General features: G+C 69.6%; 14 protein-coding genes. 8 read left to right on the top strand and 6 right to left on the bottom strand.

Annotated features, from left to right (window positions below; genetic code table 11):
- The first annotated feature begins 199 nt into the window (after positions 1 to 199).
- The gene (locus CFB81_RS11230; RefSeq protein WP_089435295.1) at positions 200 to 1,237 is read left to right on the top strand and encodes an AraC family transcriptional regulator; all 1,038 of its coding nucleotides are present in this window, start codon (positions 200 to 202) and stop codon (positions 1,235 to 1,237) included.
- 59 nt (positions 1,238 to 1,296) lie between these two features.
- On the opposite strand, the gene CFB81_RS11225 is transcribed toward CFB81_RS11230, so the two are convergent.
- Together CFB81_RS11225 and CFB81_RS11220 are read right to left on the bottom strand one after the other, a co-directional pair.
- On the bottom strand, positions 1,297 to 2,346 hold the full coding sequence (locus tag CFB81_RS11225; RefSeq protein WP_089435294.1) for a beta-propeller fold lactonase family protein: 1,050 nt from the start codon (positions 2,344 to 2,346) through the stop codon (positions 1,297 to 1,299).
- Entirely contained in the window at positions 2,333 to 3,700 is a 1,368-nt protein-coding gene (locus CFB81_RS11220; protein WP_089435293.1) for an MFS transporter, read from the bottom strand. The genes CFB81_RS11225 and CFB81_RS11220 overlap by 14 nt, the downstream gene beginning before the upstream one ends.
- A gap of 573 nt (positions 3,701 to 4,273) precedes the next feature.
- Here CFB81_RS11220 and CFB81_RS11205 point away from each other — a divergent pair.
- Together CFB81_RS11205 and CFB81_RS11200 are read left to right on the top strand one after the other, a co-directional pair.
- A complete protein-coding gene (locus CFB81_RS11205; RefSeq protein ID WP_069617763.1) occupies positions 4,274 to 5,254 on the top strand; it encodes an acetyltransferase in 981 nt (326 codons plus the stop codon).
- A gap of 316 nt (positions 5,255 to 5,570) precedes the next feature.
- A complete protein-coding gene (locus CFB81_RS11200) occupies positions 5,571 to 7,049 on the top strand; it encodes a deoxyribodipyrimidine photo-lyase (RefSeq protein WP_179235942.1) in 1,479 nt (492 codons plus the stop codon).
- 22 nt (positions 7,050 to 7,071) lie between these two features.
- Here CFB81_RS11200 and CFB81_RS36515 read toward each other — a convergent pair whose 3' ends face one another.
- The 3 genes from CFB81_RS36515 to CFB81_RS11190 form a co-directional block, all read right to left on the bottom strand.
- Entirely contained in the window at positions 7,072 to 7,194 is a 123-nt protein-coding gene (locus CFB81_RS36515) for a hypothetical protein (protein WP_059832810.1), read from the bottom strand.
- Positions 7,185 to 8,417 (bottom strand): MFS transporter, encoded by a 1,233-nt coding sequence (locus tag CFB81_RS11195; RefSeq protein WP_089435292.1) that lies wholly within the window; start codon positions 8,415 to 8,417, stop codon positions 7,185 to 7,187. The genes CFB81_RS36515 and CFB81_RS11195 overlap by 10 nt, the downstream gene beginning before the upstream one ends.
- A 163-nt stretch (positions 8,418 to 8,580) precedes the next feature.
- Entirely contained in the window at positions 8,581 to 9,522 is a 942-nt protein-coding gene (locus CFB81_RS11190) for a LysR substrate-binding domain-containing protein (RefSeq protein WP_069617751.1), read from the bottom strand.
- 234 nt (positions 9,523 to 9,756) lie between these two features.
- Here CFB81_RS11190 and CFB81_RS11185 point away from each other — a divergent pair, with 234 nt between their 5' ends.
- The gene (locus tag CFB81_RS11185) at positions 9,757 to 10,800 is read left to right on the top strand and encodes an alpha/beta fold hydrolase (RefSeq protein ID WP_089435291.1); all 1,044 of its coding nucleotides are present in this window, start codon (positions 9,757 to 9,759) and stop codon (positions 10,798 to 10,800) included.
- A gap of 124 nt (positions 10,801 to 10,924) precedes the next feature.
- Entirely contained in the window at positions 10,925 to 11,680 is a 756-nt protein-coding gene (locus tag CFB81_RS11180; RefSeq protein WP_089435290.1) for a 4'-phosphopantetheinyl transferase superfamily protein, read from the top strand.
- A 21-nt stretch (positions 11,681 to 11,701) separates the two neighbouring features.
- On the opposite strand, the gene CFB81_RS11175 is transcribed toward CFB81_RS11180, so the two are convergent.
- Complete coding sequence (locus CFB81_RS11175; protein WP_089435289.1) at positions 11,702 to 12,622, bottom strand: glutamate/aspartate ABC transporter substrate-binding protein; 921 nt, start codon at positions 12,620 to 12,622, stop codon at positions 11,702 to 11,704.
- A gap of 213 nt (positions 12,623 to 12,835) precedes the next feature.
- Between CFB81_RS11175 and hutH the strand changes: the two genes are divergently transcribed.
- From hutH to hutU, 3 genes are read left to right on the top strand one after another with little or no spacing between them, the layout of a single operon-like run.
- Entirely contained in the window at positions 12,836 to 14,359 is a 1,524-nt protein-coding gene (hutH, locus tag CFB81_RS11170; protein ID WP_089435288.1) for a histidine ammonia-lyase, read from the top strand.
- Between the two features lie 4 nt (positions 14,360 to 14,363).
- The gene (gene hutC / locus CFB81_RS11165; protein WP_069617756.1) at positions 14,364 to 15,059 is read left to right on the top strand and encodes a histidine utilization repressor; all 696 of its coding nucleotides are present in this window, start codon (positions 14,364 to 14,366) and stop codon (positions 15,057 to 15,059) included.
- A 39-nt stretch (positions 15,060 to 15,098) separates the two neighbouring features.
- Positions 15,099 to 16,787, top strand: a complete 1,689-nt coding sequence (gene hutU, locus CFB81_RS11160; RefSeq protein ID WP_059791395.1) for a urocanate hydratase — start codon at positions 15,099 to 15,101, stop codon at positions 16,785 to 16,787.
- Positions 16,788 to 16,789 lie beyond the last annotated feature (2 nt).

The following is a 16,789-nucleotide window of genomic DNA, read 5'->3' as shown; positions in this document are numbered from 1 at the left end:
GGCGCAATGCCGATGTGACAAGCATAGGCGCGTGCCGGCGCGCCGGCGAGGGCCGTCGGTGCCAATGGCGGTGTCATTTCGGGCCAGGTTGGCCGTCGGGCGGCCGCCCGAGCGGATGTCGGCCCGCTAGAGTGCCGCCGCGGTGTCATTGCGGGCCAGCGACGCTACAATCCGCCGAAACCGCTCCGGAGTTCGCCGCATGGCCTCGTCCGTTCCGGATGCCGCGCGCCAGTTGAACAAGGCGACGGTGTCGTCCGCGTATGCGCTGTTCATGCTGATGCTGGCCGAGGAGCGCGGCATCGACGGCGGCCGCATTCTCGCCGGCTCGGGCGTCGGGCGCGACCGGCTCGCGCAGCCCGATGCGCGCATCACGCCGCTGCAACAGGCGGCGATCGTGTTCAACCTGCTCGACGCGACCGACGATCCGTCGATCGCGATCGAGATCGGCCTGCGCAGCAGCCTGACGAAAGCGGGGCTGATCGGCTTCGGGCTGATGAGCTGCGCGACGCTCGGCGAGGCGCTCGCGCTCGGCATCCGTTACCTGCCGACGCGCGTGCCGTTTTTCTCGGTGCGGCTCGCGCAGCTCGACGGCATCGTCGACATCGACGTGCTCGAAGCGTTTCCGCTCGGCCGGCTGCGCCAGTTCGCGGTGGAAAATTTTCTGGTCGAGACCGCGATCCTGTTCAATTCGCTGCTGTATCCGACGCCGGGCCGCACGCTGCAATCGCGTGCCGAACTCCATTTCGAATGGCCCGAGCCGCCGTGGTTCGAGCGCTATCGCGCGCGGCTGCCGCGCTGCCATTTCGACGCGAGCGCGAACCGCATCCGCTGCGACGCCGCGCTGCTCGACGAGCCGATCGGCACCGCGAACGCGCAGACCGCGCAGATGATCGTCCAGCAGTGCGAGGCCGAACTCGCGCGGCTCGGCTACGCGGAGAGCATCGTCGAGCGCGTGCGCAACCTGCTGATCTGCGGCGAACGCGGCTATCCGTCGGTCGACGACGTCGCGCGCGAACTGCATGTATCGGCGCGCACGCTCAAGCGCAAGCTCGCCGAATACGGCGCCACCTATTCGGCGCTGCTCGACGAGATCCGGCTGCGTGACGCGCTGCGGCTGCTCGAAGGCACGCGGCTGCCGGTCGACGAGATCGCGGCGCGCGTCGGCTACACCGATCGCGCCAATTTCACGCGCGCGTTCAAGCGCTGGACCGGCGTTGCGCCGAGCGCGCGGCGCTGAACGCCGCACCCGCATCGGCGTGCCGGTTTCCGCGCAGGGGCCGAATCTTTTTCAGACCTTCAGACGATCGCGATCCAGTTCGCGCCGCGTCCGCCCGGCACGCGCGCGTGCAGCGACAGCGTGCCGTCGCCCGGCGCGATCGCATACACCGCGACGTGTTCCGACTGTTCGCCGCAGGCGACGAGCCAGCGTCCCGACGGATCGATCGCGAACCCGCGCGGCTGGGTCTCGGTGGGCGTCGCGTGCGTGGGCTCGAACGAGCCGTCTCCGTTGCGGCGATAGCCGAGCAACCGGCTCGACGTGCGCTCGCTGACGTACGCGAAACGCTCGTCGGGCGTCAGGTGCAGATCGGCGGCCCACACGGACGGTTCGGCGGGGGCGGGCGGGCGCGCATGGCCTTGCGCGAGTTCGGCGACGGCCGGATGGCGCGCGCTCAGCCGCGGGTCGCCGAGCCGGCCGGTGTCGGTGTCGCGGGCGAAGGTCGCGAGCGTTCCCTGGAATTCGCTGACGACGACCAGCGTGCGGCCGTCATCCGCGAATCGCAGGTGACGCGGGCCGAAGCCGGCCGGCACGCGCGTTTCGCCGTGTTCGACCGCGCGCACGCCGGCGGCGTCCTCGATGAGCGCGAAGCCGAACACCCGGTCCGAGCCGAGCGAACTGACGTACGCGAAGCGGTTGTCCGGCGATACGATCACCGCATGCGCGTTCGCGATGCCGCCCGCGACTTGCAGCGGCGTGCCGTCGCCGTCGCGCACGCGCGCCGCGTCGTAGAGGCTCAGCGAACTTCCGCCGTACGACGCGCCGAGCAGCCAGCGGCCGCTGCGGTCGAGCGACAGGTACGCATGGCTCGCGTCGATCGCGGTCGTGCCGATGCGCGCGAGCGCGCCCGTGGCGGCGGCGACGCGGAACGCGACGATCGTCGGCTGCTCGCCGCGCGTCGCGACGTAGAGTCGCGTGCGGTCGGCCTGCACGGCGATCGGCATCGCGGCGTCGGCGGCCGGATAACGGGCGAGCGGCGCGAGCGTGCCGTCGCCGGCGAGGGAGAACGTGGCGAGGTCGCCGTCGACGGCATTCGAGACGACGACGGTCAGGCGGTCAGTGTTCGGCATGGCGGAGCATCGAAGCGTGCGTGAAGGATTCGTCGGCCGGCCGGCCGCGCGGCGGATCGCTGCGCCGGTGCGTGCGCGCGAACAGCGCGGCGACCGCGGCGACGAGCGAAGCGATCGCGAGCGCATACAGCCCGCCCGTGATCGAACCCGTATGTTGCTTCAGATAGCCGAAGGCCGTCGGCGCGACGAAGCCGCCGAGGTTGCCGACCGAGTTGATCAGCGCGATCACGGCCGCGGCCACGCGCGTGTCGAGATAGCCCTGCGGGATCGGCCAGAACAGCGACGCAGCCGCCTTGAAACCGAGCGCGGCGAAGCAGATCGACGCGAACGACCACACCGGATTCGGCGACGTCGACGCGAACAGTCCGCACGCGGCAAGCACGAGCGCGAACGCGAGCCAGCGCTGCGGATGCTTCCACTTCGACGACAGCACCGCGAAGCCGTACATCGCACCGATCGCGATCATCCACGGAATCGTGTTGTACAGGCCGACCTGGAAATCGGTGAGTCCGCCCATCTTGCGGATGATGGTCGGCAGCCAGAACGTGGCCGCGTAGATCGTCAGCTGGATCGAGAAGTAGAGGAAGCAGAACAGCATGATCTGCGGATCGCGCAGCAGCGTGGTGGCGCGCACCGGCACGTTGGAGCGGACGTCGCGCGTCGCGCGCTCGTCGTCGAGCGCGTTCTGGAGCGCCGTGCGTTCGTCCGGCGTGAGCCACGTCGCGTCGCGGATATGCGATTTCAGCAGCAGCCAGCTCGCGCCGCACAGTGCAACCGAGAACAGCCCTTCGATCAGGAACATCCATTGCCAGCCTGCGAGGCCGAAGCCGCGGATCGACAGCAGCGCGCCGGTGACGGGCCCGGACAGCACCGACGCGAACGCGGACCCGCCGAGGAAGATCGCCATCGCCTTGCCGCGTTCTTGCGGCGGCAGCCATTGCGACAGATACAGCACGACGCCGGGGAAGAAGCCGGCCTCGGCGGCGCCGAGCAGGAAGCGCAGCGCGTAGAACGACGTGTCGTTCCACACGAACGCCATCGCGGCCGCGACGATGCCCCACGTCGCCATGATCCGCGCGAGCCAGATGCGCGCGCCGTAGCGCTGCATCAGCAGGTTCGACGGCACTTCGAACAGCGCGTAGCCGACGAAGAACAGCCCGGCGCCGAGCCCGTACGCGGCCGCGCCGATACCGATCGACGCTTCGAGATGGCGATCGACGAAGCCGACGTTTACGCGGTCGATGTAGTTCGCGATGAACATGATCAGCACGAGCGGCAGCACGTGCCACTTCACTTTCGAGACGGCGGACGCGAGCGGGTCGCGGCCGGGCAGGGCGGACGAGGGCGGGTTCAACGGTGTCTCCGGTCGGGCGGCGGCGGACGGGGCGGCAGCCCGCGTCGGCGTCTAAGGTGGCGGTTTATGTAGTACGTCGTCGTATGACATGGTACGCCGGTGCGACCGGGATGACGTCGCGGGTTTACCCCGAAAATTTCCGATTTGTGAAGAAATCAGGCGATCACAAGCGCACACTTTCACATCTGATGACGTATGACATGAGGCGACGTTACGTCGACCGCCAAATGCGGAGCGGGTCCGCGTCGGCGTGAAAGCCCGCGATCGGGGCGGCGCATTCGTGCGCGGTACGGTTCGGAAGCAGGCCGAGAAAACGACCTTGACGGGCAGTGCCCGATATCCGCGTGTTTCGCACGACGGCGCTCATGGGGGAAGTCGTGCCGCGCATGAAGCGGCAGCAACGCGATCGTGACGAACGACATGCAGGCGACCCGCAAGCCGTTTGCAGGGGAGCGCCGCTACGCTGTATCGAAGGCGCGCGCGATTACGGCAAAATATCGGGCGCACGCGTTCGGTGTGCGCGCCACTCGCGCGAACGGCGGATTTCATGCGCGGACGATGGAGCGACGGATCATGCAGGACAACCAGTACGCGCGGCATGTCTTCGCGTTCAACGGCGACGCGGACGGCCTGTGCGCGCTTCAGCAACTGCGGCTCGCGGAACGTGTGCACGGCACGCTCGTGACCGGCGTGAAGCGCGACATCAGGCTGCTCGAGCGCATCGACGCGGGCGCGGGCGACATCGTCACCGTGCTCGACGTGTCGCACGACCAGAACCGCGACGCGTGCGCGCGGCTGCTGCGAGACGGCGCGACGGTCCGTTACTTCGACCATCACTTTGCCGGCGAGCTGCCCGACCATCCGCGCTTCGACGCGCATATCGACATGGCGGCCGACGTCTGTACGAGCGCGATCGTGAACCGCCATCTCGGCGGCCGGTACGTGCGCTGGGCGATCGTCGCGGCATTCGGCGACGAACTGCCGGCGCTCGGCGACGCGCTGGCGCGCGAGCATGGCGTCGACGACGCCGAGCGTGGCGTGCTCGCCGAACTCGGGCGCTATCTGAACTACAACGCCTACGGCGAGTGCGTCGGCGATCTGCATTTCGATCCGGCGGCGCTCGCGGAAGCGATGCTGCCGTGCGTCGATCCGCTCGAGTTCGTGCGCGAGACGGCCGTGTTCGCCGCGTTGCGCGACGGCTACCGCGACGACATGGCGCGCGCGTGCGCGCTCGCGCCGCTGCGCGAGGTGCCGGGCGCGACGCTGGTCCGGATGCCCGATCACCCGTGGGCGCGGCGCGCAACCGGCATGCTCGCGAACGAGCGGATGCGCGACGCACCGCATGCGGCGCTCGCGGTGCTGTCGCCGCGAGCGGGCGGCGGGCTCGTCGTCAGCGTACGCGTGCCCGACGGCAGGCCGATCGGCGCGGACGAGTTCTGCCGCGGCTTCGCGACCGGCGGCGGGCGCAAGTGCGCAGGCGGCATCAACCATCTGCCGGAAGCCGAGTTCGACGCATTCGCCGAGCGCTTCGAGGCCGCGTTCCGGCTCGATTGACGCGACGCGTCGTTGACCGGATCAGCCGGTCGCGCCGGCGGGCGCGGTCGCCTGTCGGGCCGCCGCACGCGTGAATCGATGTGTTCGGCGATGCGTCGGCCGTGCGTGATGTGCACGAACCGTCGACGCGCAACGCAGTGAAACATTCCGTGCGTGCGGTCGTTCGGTGGCGCGATTTCCATCGGATTGAAGCGGATCGTGCGGTCGCGCGCAGTGTCGTCATGGCGTGCCGACCGCGACGGCCGGCGTCGACACCGCGCAGCGCAGCCGCGACAATACGCGTCTCCCTTTGCGTTCGCCATCGAGGTGCCTGCCCGTGTCTGCCAAGCCGTCCGTTGCTCCCGCGATCGTCTGGTTCCGCGACGATCTGCGCGTGACCGATCAGCCCGCGCTCACGCGCGCGGTCGAATCCGGCCGGCGGGTCGTCTGCGTGTTCGTCGACGACACGGGCGCCGGCGCCGGGCCCGCGCTCGGCGGCGCGGCGCGCTGGTGGCTGCACGGGTCGCTGGCCGGACTCGACGCCGCGCTCGCGCGACATGGCGGGCGCCTGCTGCTGTTGCGCGGCGACGCGCAGCGCGAGATCGAGCGGGTCGTCGGCGACACGGGCGCGGCCGCCGTGTACTGGAACCGCCGCTATGCGCAGCCGCAACGCGACGCCGACGCGGCGCTGAAGGCATCGCTCAAGGCGCGCGGCGTGACGGTCGAGAGCAGCAACGGCAGCCTGCTGAACGAGCCGTGGGAGGTGCTGACGGGCAGCGGCGGCCCGTACCAGGTCTTCACCGCGTACTGGCGCGCGGCGCGCCGCGATCGCACCGTCGCCGCGCCGCTCCCGGCACCCGGGCGGATCGCGTTTCATCCATGGCCGCAAGCCGTGCGCGACCGTGCGCTGTCGCTCGACGCACTCGCGTTGCGTCCGCATGCGCCGGACTGGGCCGGCGGCCTGCGCGACGCATGGCCTGCGCCCGACGAAGCCGGCGCGCACGCGCAGCTCGACACGTTTGTGACGACCGCGCTCGTCGGCTACGCGGACGCGCGCGACCGTCCCGATCGCCCCGCGACGAGCCGGCTGTCGCCGTACCTGCGCTTCGGCAACGTGTCGCCGCGACAGGTATGGCATGCGGTGCAGGGCGCCGCGCACGCAGGCGGCGCGGCGTACGCGACGCACGCCGACAAGTTCTTGAGCGAGCTCGGCTGGCGCGAATTCAGCTACACGCTGCTGTATCACTTCCCGGCGCTCGCGACCGACAACTTCCGCGCGCAGTTCGATGCGATGCCGTGGCGCGACGATCCCGCCGCGTTACGTGCGTGGCAGCGCGGGCGAACCGGCTATCCGCTCGTCGACGCGGGACTGCGCGAGCTGTGGACGACCGGCTGGATGCACAACCGCGTGCGGATGGTCGTCGCGTCGTTCCTGATCAAGCATTTGCTGATCGACTGGCGCGCGGGCGAAGCGTGGTTCCGCGACACGCTGGTCGACGCCGATCCCGCGAACAACGCGGCGAGCTGGCAATGGGTGGCCGGCTGCGGCGCCGACGCCGCGCCGTATTTCCGCATCTTCAATCCGGTCGCGCAGGGGCAGAAGTTCGACCCGGACGGCGCATACGTACGGCGCTGGGTGCCCGAGCTTGCCGGCCTCGACGACGCATCGATCCATGCGCCCTGGGAAGCGTCGCCGCTGGCGCTCGAAGCGGCCGGCGTACGGCTCGGCGTCGACTATCCGGCGCCGCTCGTCGAGCACGCGGCCGCGCGCGCTCGTGCACTCGATGCGCTGGCCGCATTGCCGAAGCGCCGCTGAGCGCCCGCTGCGGTTTGCCGCATCAATTGCAGAAGGCGACGTGCTCGAGCAGCGCGTACGCGACGCCCGCGTCGAAGTAGGCCGCGCCGCACCACGCGACGAACGCGAGCGTGCCGGCGGCCAGCGCCGCGCGGATCATGCCCATGCCGCTTTTCCCGAGGCCGGACGCGCGACGCGCGCGTCGTCGATCGGCAGGTGCAGCAGCGCCGCGAGCACGCCGAGCGCGATCGAGCCGGTCCACAGCGGCAGGTACGAGTGCGTCGCGTCGTACACGAGCGCGCCGAGCCACACACCGAAGAAGCTGCCGAGCTGGTGGCCGAAGAACACGAAGCCGAACAGTGTCGCGATGTAGCGCACGCCGAACATCTGCGAGATCACGCCGTTCGTCACCGGGACCGTGCCGAGCCACGTGAACCCCATCACGGCCGCGAACACGTAGACGCTCGCGGGCGACAGCGGCGCGGCGACGAACGCGGCCATCGCGAGCGCGCGGACGAGGTACAGCACCGACAGCACGTACTTGCGCCGCAGCAGCCCGCCGAGGTGGCCGCATGCATAGGTGCCGGCCACGTTGGTCAGCGCGATCAGCGCGAGCGCGATGCTCGCGTGGCGCGCCGGCAGCCCGTGGTCGAGCAGGTACGCCGGCAGGTGCGTCGCGATGAATGCGAGCTGGAAGCCGCACGCGAAGAAGCCCGCATTCAGCAGCCAGAAGCCGCGATGCGCGAACGCCTCGCGCACGGCTTCACTAATCGACTGATCGGGGCCGGCGGCGGCGCCGGCCGCCTGCGCGGGCCGATCGCGCAGCAGCACGGCGAGCGGCGCGAGCAGCGCGGCGACGAGCGCCAGCGCGATGAACGCGTGCTGCCAGCCGATGCCGCCGATCAGTTCCTGTGCGACGGGCACCATGCAGAACTGGCCGAGCCCGCCGATCGCGCCGGCGACCCCGAGCGCCCAGCCGCGCCGATCGGGCGGGAACAGGCGGCTCAGCGCGCCGTAGATCGACGCGAACGCCGAGCCCGACAGCGCGATGCCGATCACGAGCCCGGCGCCGACCGTGAACAGGCCGGTCGTGGCCGCCTGCGCCATCGTGACGAGCCCCGCCGCGTACAGCAGCATGCCGACGGCGATCACGCGCACCGAGCCGAAGCGGTCGGCGATCATCCCGGTGAACGGTTGCGCGATGCCCCAGATCAGGTTCTGCAGCGCCAGCGAGAGCCCGAACGCTTCGCGCGACCAGCCGTGGTCGAGCGACACGGGCGCGAGGAACAGGCCCTGCACGTGGCGGATGCCGAGCGCGGCGCCCATGATCAGGCCACCTGCCAGCACGGGCAGCCAGCGGCGCCGGACTTCCTGCTCGATCGGGGTCATGCGTGTCTCCGGATGAATGCGCGCGGCGAAACGGTCGCGCTCGATCCGATTAGACGAGCGGGGCGGCCGTCGCTCAAGCGATCATTCGGTCAGGTTGGCATGCGTGAGGGGAATGCGAAGGGGGCGGCGGTTGCCCGCGGTCACGCGCATCCGCACCGCCGGCTCAGGCCGACGTCGTGTCGTGCGCGTGCATCGCCGCATCGCATTCGGCCGCTTCGGCGAGCATCCAGTCGCGCACGTCGGCGACTTCGCGGCGCGGGGCCGGATCGTGCTGGAACAGCCAGTAGCCGTACGTCCGCGACAGCGTTTGCGTGTGCGGCCCGAGCACCGCGAGCCGGCCGTCGGCGAGCATCGGCGCGACGAGCGCGAGCCGGCCGAGCGCGATGCCCTGGCCGGCGATCGCGGCGTGGATCACCTGGTCGTACTGGTTGAAGCGCAGCACGCCTTTCGGGCGCGCGTCGCCGAGCCCGGCCGCGTGCAGGTGCGCGTGCCACTGCAACTGCGGTTGCGGCGGCCCGTCGAATTCCAGCAGCACGCGATCGGCGATCGCGGCCGCGCTCGTGACCGGCCGCGCGGCGAGCGCGGGATGCGCGACCGGCACGACGATCTCGTCGAACAGGTGCAGCGCGCCGGCCGGCGCGCGCTCGCGCGGGCAGTAGCGGATGCCGAGGTCGATGCCCTCGGCGCGCAAATCGAGTACCTTGTCGTTCGCGGCGACGCGCAGGTCGATGCCGGGCAGCCGCGCCTGCAGCCGCCCGAGCCGCGGCAGCAGCCACAGCGCGGTCACGCCGATGCTGGCGGTGATCGTCACGGGCTGGCGCTCGCGCGCGGCGGCGAGCGATGCGACGGTGTCCTGCAGGCCGTGCAGCGCCGCATCGGCGACGCGGAACAGCCGCTCGCCTTCCGGCGTGAACGCGATCTTCCGGTAGCCGCGCTGCAGCAACGCGACGCCGAGATGCGCTTCGAGCGCATGGATCTGGCGGCTGACCGCCGACTGCGTGACGCACAGGTCCTGCGCGGCAAGCGTGATGCTCATGCGGCGGCCGACGGCGACGAAACCGCGGACGAGATCGAGCGACGGGAGACGGACGAGTGGCGTTGACATGCGCGTGACTCATGCGAACGGAGCAGCAAGATTGGTTGAGAACGCGGCACGCGTCAAGTTCAATGGAGGCGGGTTGATCGCGGAGGAGGGGGCCGAGTCAGCGCTGAAGCGCCAACTCGGACCGACCGCGATGCATGGGACCTCAGTAAGCGCTAAAGCGCTAACTGGGGTCGACCGCGATGCATGGGACCCCAGTAAGCGCTAAAGCGCTAACTGGGGTCGACAGGAGACACGATGACGATTTCGAACGACGAAGGCGGGGCGGCGCCGGGCAGTCGCGCGGCGGGCGCATTGCCGCCCGAACCCGTGACGCTGCGCGCGGCCGACGGCTACGAACTGCGCGGCCACGTGTGGCGCCATCGCGGCGGCGGCGCCGCGGCGCGGCCCGTGACGGTCGTCAACTGCGCGACGTCGGTCCGCTGCGACTACTACTTTCGTTTCGCGGCGTGGCTGTTCGCGCAAGGGCGCGATGTGCTCGTCTACGACTATCGCGGCATCGGCGGATCGCGTCCGGCGCAGCTCGCGAAGCTGCGCGCGAACTGGCTCGACTGGGGACGGCTCGATTGCGAAGCCGCGCTGCACTACGCGCGCGACGCGTTTCCGGGCCAGCCGCTCGATGTGGTCGCGCACAGCATCGGCGGCTGCGTGCTCGGCCTCGCGGCATCGAACGTGCACGTGCGGCATGCGGTGACCGTCGGCGCGCAGTACGCGTACTGGCGCGACTATTTGCCCGCCGAGCGCCGCCGCATGTGGTGGAAGTGGCATGTCGCGATGCCCGCGCTCGCCGCCGTGTTCGGCTACGTGCCCGCGAAGCGGCTCGGCTGGATGGAGGATACGCCGCGCGGTATCGCGCTGTCGTGGGCGCGTTCGCAGCCGCGTTTCGAGGACGGCTACCTCGGCAGCGTGCTCGACGACGGCGCGGCGAGCCGTGCCGCGTTGCCGGCGCGCTTCGCGGGGCTGTCGGCGCCGATGCTCGCGGTCGGCATCGACGACGACGCGTTCGGCACGGTCGCCGCGATCGAACGGCTGGCCGGCTACTACACGGGCAGCAACGTCACGCATCTGCGGATCGCGCCGGCCGACATCGGCGTCGACGCGATCGGCCATTTCGCGTTTTTCCACAGCCGCTTCACCGACACGCTGTGGCCGGTCGCGTTGTACTGGCTGCAACACGGCGTGCTGCCGGCCAATGCGCCGGGCGTCGTGCACGCGCTGCACCCGGCGTCGCGCGGGCGGGTGACGGGGAGCGGTGTGCCGGGCAGGGCCGCGAGCGGGTGAGCGGGCGCATACGAACGCGGCGCGCATCCCTGTTTGCGTCCCGGTCAGGCAGCAGTCGGCCAGACGCCGCCGCGATCGATTAACATCGGACGTTTCGTCTTGCCGTACAGGCTGCCGCGCGCCGATGTCCATTCCTTCCGATTCCGCTTCTCCCGTTGAAACGTCCCGCGCATGGCGTGTGCATGCGCTCGACGCGCCGCTCGCCGCGGCGAGCGCCGGCGTGCGGATCGCGCGCGTCGATTTCGATTGGCGCGTGCAGCTCGCGTCGCCCGCGTATGCGGCGCTGAGCGACGAAGAGCGCGCCCGCGCTGCGCGCTTCCTGCGGCACGAGGATGCGGTGCGTAGCGCCGCGACCCGCGCCGCGCTGCGCGACGTGCTCGGCGCGGCGCTCGGTATCGCGCCGCACGCGGTCGCGCTCGTCGTCGACGCAGCGGGGCGGCCGTCGCTGGACCCGGCGCATTGCGCGTCGCTCGACTTCAACGTGTCGCATGCGGGCGATCATGCGCTGCTCGCATGGGCGCCGGCGGGCCGTGTCGGCGTCGATATCGAGGGCTGCAACCGCGCGACCGACTGGCGCGCGCTGACGCGCGAAGTGTGCGCACCCGCCGAGATCGCGTATCTCGACGGCCTGCCGCCCGGCGCGCGCGAGGGTGAATTCATGCGGGTGTGGTCCGCGAAGGAGGCGCTGCTCAAGGCGCTCGGCACCGGCATCGTCGGCGGGCTGCGCGCGTTCGCGGTCGTGCCGCCGCGCGACCCGGCGACACCCGCGACGACGATCGTCGAGCCGGCCGCGCCTGCCGCCGGCGTCGCGGCGTTCGACGCGGCCTGGCTCGACGCGGCGCCCGGCTACGCGGCGTGCATCGCGTGGACGCGCGCGTAGGCCGAGCGCGACGCACGGCGCTTATTCGAGCGGCGCGTCGTTCGGCGCCGCGTAGCGGGCCTTGATCACGTCGCTCATCGGGAAGTCGAACGACAGCCCCTTCGGCGGCACCGGCTTCATGAACCATTTGTCGTACAGCGCGTTGATCTCGCCGCTTTTCATCAGCTGCACGAGCACGCCGTCGACGAGCGCCTTGAACTGAGGATCGTCCTTGCGCAGCATGAACCCGTAGGCTTCTGACGATTGCGGCGTGCCGACGAGCTGCCAGTCGGCCGGCTTCGCGGCGAGCTGGCGCACGCCCGCGAGCAGCACGTCGTCCATCATGTACGCGGCCGCGCGGCCCGATTCGAGCGTGAGGCGTCCTTCGCCGTAGTCCTTCGCGCTGATGATCTGCATGTGCATCTTCCTTTCCTCGTTCATCTTGCGCAGCAGGCGTTCGGACGTCGTGCCCTGGTTCGTCACGACCGTCTTGCCGGCGAGATCGGGGAAGTCGCGGACGCCCGAGCTCGTGCGCGTGAGCAGGCGCGTCGTCGCGACAAAGACGGTGGTCGAAAACGCGACCTGTGCATGGCGCGCGGCGAGATTGGTCGTCACGCCGCATTCGAGATCGACGGTGCCGTTCTGCACGAGCGGAATGCGGTTCTGCGACGTGACCGGAATGAAGCGCACCTGCAGGTCGGGCTTGCCGGTGCGCGCCTTCACCGCGGCGATCACGCGGTCGCACAGGTCCTGCGAGAAGCCGATGACCTTGCCGCTCGCATCGACATAGGAGAACGGCACCGACGTTTCGCGATGGCCGACCGAAATCAGGTTGGACTGCCGGATCTTCTCGAGCGTGCCGGACAGCGGCTCGGCGGCGACGGACGCGCCGCACGCGAGTGCGCACGCGGCGACGAGCAGAGGACGGCCGACGCGTGCGGCGAATCGTGACGGGAAGGGCATGACGGTCTCCGTGGCGAATGTTGATTCGTATGTTGCCAAATACAAAATAATTGCAACATACGTTAAAAAACGGATCCCGCTGACCGGCCCGGCGGGCCCCGCCGGTCATCAGGGAAACTCCCGAGGCCGGAATAATGAAAAACGGGTTGTCTAGACAAGTTTCGATGGCTACACTTCAAGCCATTCCGAACTTGTCTAGACAGGATTGCTCACATGATTACGTTGACCCCCGGCCATCTGACCCTCCCGCAACTGCGCCGGATCGCACGCGAATCCGTGCAACTGAAGCTCGACCCGGCCAGCTTCGCGAAGATCGACGCGGGCGCGAAGGCCGTCGCCGACATCGCCGCGAAGGGCGAGCCGGCGTACGGCATCAACACGGGCTTCGGCCGCCTGGCGAGCACCCACATCCCGCACGACCAGCTCGAACTGCTGCAGAAGAACCTGGTGCTGTCGCACGCGGTCGGGGTCGGCGAGCCGATGGCGCGCTCGTCGGTGCGCCTCTTGATGGCGCTGAAGCTGTCGAGCCTCGGTCGCGGCCACTCGGGCATCCGCCGCGAAGTGATGGACGCGCTGATCACGCTGTTCAACGCGGACGTGCTGCCGCTGATCCCGGTGAAGGGCTCGGTCGGCGCATCGGGCGACCTCGCGCCGCTCGCCCACATGTCGGCCGTGCTGCTCGGCGTCGGCGAAGTGTTCATCCGCGGCGAACGCGCGAGCGCGCTCGACGGTCTGCGTGTCGCGGGTCTCGCGCCGCTGACGCTGCAGGCGAAGGAAGGCCTCGCGCTCCTGAACGGCACGCAGGCGTCGACCGCGCTCGCGCTCGACAACATGTTCGCGATCGAAGACCTGTACCGCACCGCGCTCGTCGCCGGCGCGCTGTCGGTCGACGCGGCAGCCGGCTCGGTGAAGCCGTTCGACGCGCGCATCCACGAACTGCGCGGCCATCAAGGCCAGATCGACGCGGCCGCGTCGTACCGCGAACTGCTCGAAGGTTCGCCGATCAACCAGTCGCACCGCGACTGCGACAAGGTGCAGGATCCGTACAGCCTGCGCTGCCAGCCGCAGGTGATGGGCGCGTGCCTGGACCAGATGCGCCACGCGGCCGACGTGCTGCTGGTCGAAGCGAACGCCGTGTCGGACAACCCGCTGATCTTCCCGGATACCGGCGAAGTGCTGTCGGGCGGCAACTTCCACGCCGAGCCCGTCGCGTTCGCGGCCGACAACCTCGCGCTCGCCGCGGCGGAAATCGGCGCGCTGGCCGAGCGCCGCATCGCGCTGCTGATCGACGCGACGCTGTCGGGCCTGCCCCCGTTCCTCGTGAAGGACGGCGGCGTGAACTCCGGCTTCATGATCGCGCACGTGACGGCGGCCGCGCTCGCGTCGGAAAACAAGACGCTCGCGCACCCGGCGTCGATCGACTCGCTGCCGACTTCCGCGAACCAGGAAGACCACGTGTCGATGGCGACGTTCGCCGCGCGCAAGCTCGCCGACATCGCGGACAACACGAAGCACATCCTCGCGATCGAACTGCTGGCCGCCGCCCAGGGCGTCGACCTGCGTGCGCCGTACCACACGAGCCCGAAGCTCGCGCCGGTGATGGAGACGATCCGCGGCAAGGTCGCGCACTACGAACTCGACCACTACTTCGCACCGGACATCGCGGCGATCGCGAAGCTGGTCGGCGAGCGTGCGTTCGCGAAGATCGCGCCGTTCTCGTTCGCGTCGGAACAGTAAGCCGATGAGCGCGCCGGTCTACCAGGAGATCAAGGATTTCATCCTGGGCCGCATTCACGCCGGCGAATGGGCGGAGGGCGATCAGGTGCCGTCCGAGAACGAACTGGCACGCGAGTTCAAGGTGGCGCGCATGACCGTCAACCGCGCGGTGCGCGAGTTGACGGCCGAGCAGGTGCTCACGCGCATGAAGGGCGCGGGCACCTACGTCGCGCGGCCGAAGTACGAGTCGACGCTGGTCGCGATCCGCAGCATCTCGGAAGAGGTGGGCGCACGCGGGCATGCGTACCGCGCGAGCGTGCTCGGGCTCGACACGATCCGCGCCGACGATGCGCTTGCCGACGAGATGCAGGTGGCCGTGCGCACGAAGCTGTTTCATTCGCAGGTGCTGCACTTCGAGAACGACGAACCGGTGCAGCTCGAGGAACGATGGGTGAATCCGGCGGTCGCGCCGGATTACGCCGAGCAGGATTTCACGAACACGACGCCGAACCTGTACCTGATGCGCGCGGCGCCGCTGCAGCGCGTCGAGTACCGGATCGAAGCGGCGGCCCCGGCGCCGGAGCGGCGCGAGCAGCTGCGGATGGACGGCGTCGAACCGTGTCTGGTTTTACATCGGCGCACCTGGTCGCAGGGCGTCGTCGCCTCGGTGGCGAATTTGTGGCATCCCGGCAGCCGTTATCGCTTCACCGGGCATTTCTGATTCCTATTTGATCTTCCATTTCCTTCGGGAGCAGCCGTCATGAATCATCCGAAACATATCGATCCCCGTCTCGATCCGACGCGCACGATCCGCGCGCCGCGCGGCAGCGAGAAGACCTGCAAGACCTGGCTGGCCGAAGCGGCCTACCGGATGATCCAGAACAACCTCGATCCGGAAGTCGCCGAGCATCCGCATGCGCTCGTCGTGTACGGCGGCATCGGCCGTGCGGCGCGCAACTGGGAATGCTACGACCAGATCCTCGCGTCGCTGAAGGATCTCGAGGAAAACGAAACGCTGCTGATTCAATCGGGCAAGCCGGTCGGCGTGTTCCGCACGCACAAGGATGCGCCGCGCGTGCTGCTCGCGAACTCGAACCTGGTGCCGCACTGGGCGAACTGGGATCACTTCCACGAGCTCGATCGCAAGGGCCTGATGATGTACGGCCAGATGACGGCCGGCAGCTGGATCTACATCGGCAGCCAGGGCATCGTGCAGGGCACCTATGAAACCTTCTTCTCGGTCGCGAACCAGCATTTCAACGGCGATCCGTCGGGCCGCTGGATCCTGACGGGCGGCCTGGGCGGGATGGGTGGCGCGCAGCCGCTCGCCGCGACGATGGCCGGCTTCTCGATGATCGCGGTCGAATGCGACGAGACGCGCATCGACTTCCGCCTGAAGACGCGCTACGTCGACAAGAAGGCGACGACGCTCGACGAAGCGCTCGGCATGATCGACGAAGCGAAGCGCACCGGCAAGCCGGTGTCGGTCGGCCTGCTCGGCAACGCGGCCGACGTGTTCGCGGAACTCGTCACGCGCGGCATCACGCCGGACTGCGTGACCGACCAGACGAGCGCGCACGATCCGATCAACGGCTACCTGCCGCAAGGCTGGACCGTCGCGCAATGGCGCGAAGCGCAGAAGGTCGATCCGCAGAGCATCGTGAAGGTCGCGAAGCAGTCGATGGCCGTGCAGGTGCGCGCGATGCTCGCGCTGCAGGAACGCGGCGCGGCGACGCTCGACTACGGCAACAACATCCGCCAGATGGCGCTGGAAATGGGCGTCGAGAACGCGTTCGACTTCCCGGGCTTCGTGCCGGCCTACATCCGTCCGCTGTTCTGCGAAGGCAAGGGGCCGTTCCGCTGGGTCGCGCTGTCCGGCGATCCGGAAGACATCTACAAGACCGACCAGAAGGTGAAGGAGCTGATCCCCGACGATCCGCACCTGCACAACTGGCTCGACATGGCGCGCGAGCGCATCGCGTTCCAGGGCCTGCCGGCACGGATCTGCTGGGTCGGCGTGAAGGATCGCTATCGCCTCGGCCAGGCGTTCAACGAGATGGTGAAGAACGGCGAACTGAAGGCGCCGATCGTGATCGGCCGCGATCACCTCGACACCGGTTCGGTCGCGAGCCCGAACCGCGAGACGGAATCGATGAAGGACGGTTCGGACGCGGTCAGCGACTGGCCGCTGCTGAACGCGCTGCTGAACACCGCGGGCGGCGCATCGTGGGTGTCGCTGCACCATGGCGGCGGCGTCGGCATGGGCTTCTCGCAGCACTCGGGCGTCGTGATCGTCGCCGACGGTACGGCTGATGCGCACGAGCGTCTCGGTCGCGTGCTGCTGAACGATCCGGCCACGGGCGTGATGCGCCATGCGGATGCCGGCTACGAACTCGCGCAGCAGACGGCCCGCGAAGCCGGCCTGAAGCTGCCGATGCTCGGCCGCTGAGC

It is taken from the genome of Burkholderia sp. AU28863 (genome assembly GCF_002223195.1).
Lineage (GTDB): Bacteria > Pseudomonadota > Gammaproteobacteria > Burkholderiales > Burkholderiaceae > Burkholderia > Burkholderia sola.
This window is presented reverse-complemented; position numbering and strand designations above follow the sequence as displayed.

Coding starts and splice junctions, on each gene's coding strand:
- CFB81_RS11195 (WP_089435292.1), bottom strand. CDS start 8,417: ATGACCCCGATCGAGCAGGAAGTCCGGCGCCGCTGGCTGCCCGTGCTG.
- hutH (WP_089435288.1), top strand. CDS start 12,836: ATGATTACGTTGACCCCCGGCCATCTGACCCTCCCGCAACTGCGCCGG.
- CFB81_RS11175 (WP_089435289.1), bottom strand. CDS start 12,622: ATGCCCTTCCCGTCACGATTCGCCGCACGCGTCGGCCGTCCTCTGCTC.
- CFB81_RS11185 (WP_089435291.1), top strand. CDS start 9,757: ATGACGATTTCGAACGACGAAGGCGGGGCGGCGCCGGGCAGTCGCGCG.
- CFB81_RS11225 (WP_089435294.1), bottom strand. CDS start 2,346: ATGCCGAACACTGACCGCCTGACCGTCGTCGTCTCGAATGCCGTCGAC.
- CFB81_RS11205 (WP_069617763.1), top strand. CDS start 4,274: ATGCAGGACAACCAGTACGCGCGGCATGTCTTCGCGTTCAACGGCGAC.
- CFB81_RS11180 (WP_089435290.1), top strand. CDS start 10,925: ATGTCCATTCCTTCCGATTCCGCTTCTCCCGTTGAAACGTCCCGCGCA.
- hutU (WP_059791395.1), top strand. CDS start 15,099: ATGAATCATCCGAAACATATCGATCCCCGTCTCGATCCGACGCGCACG.
- CFB81_RS11190 (WP_069617751.1), bottom strand. CDS start 9,522: ATGTCAACGCCACTCGTCCGTCTCCCGTCGCTCGATCTCGTCCGCGGT.
- CFB81_RS11230 (WP_089435295.1), top strand. CDS start 200: ATGGCCTCGTCCGTTCCGGATGCCGCGCGCCAGTTGAACAAGGCGACG.
- CFB81_RS36515 (WP_059832810.1), bottom strand. CDS start 7,194: ATGGGCATGATCCGCGCGGCGCTGGCCGCCGGCACGCTCGCGTTCGTC.
- hutC (WP_069617756.1), top strand. CDS start 14,364: ATGAGCGCGCCGGTCTACCAGGAGATCAAGGATTTCATCCTGGGCCGC.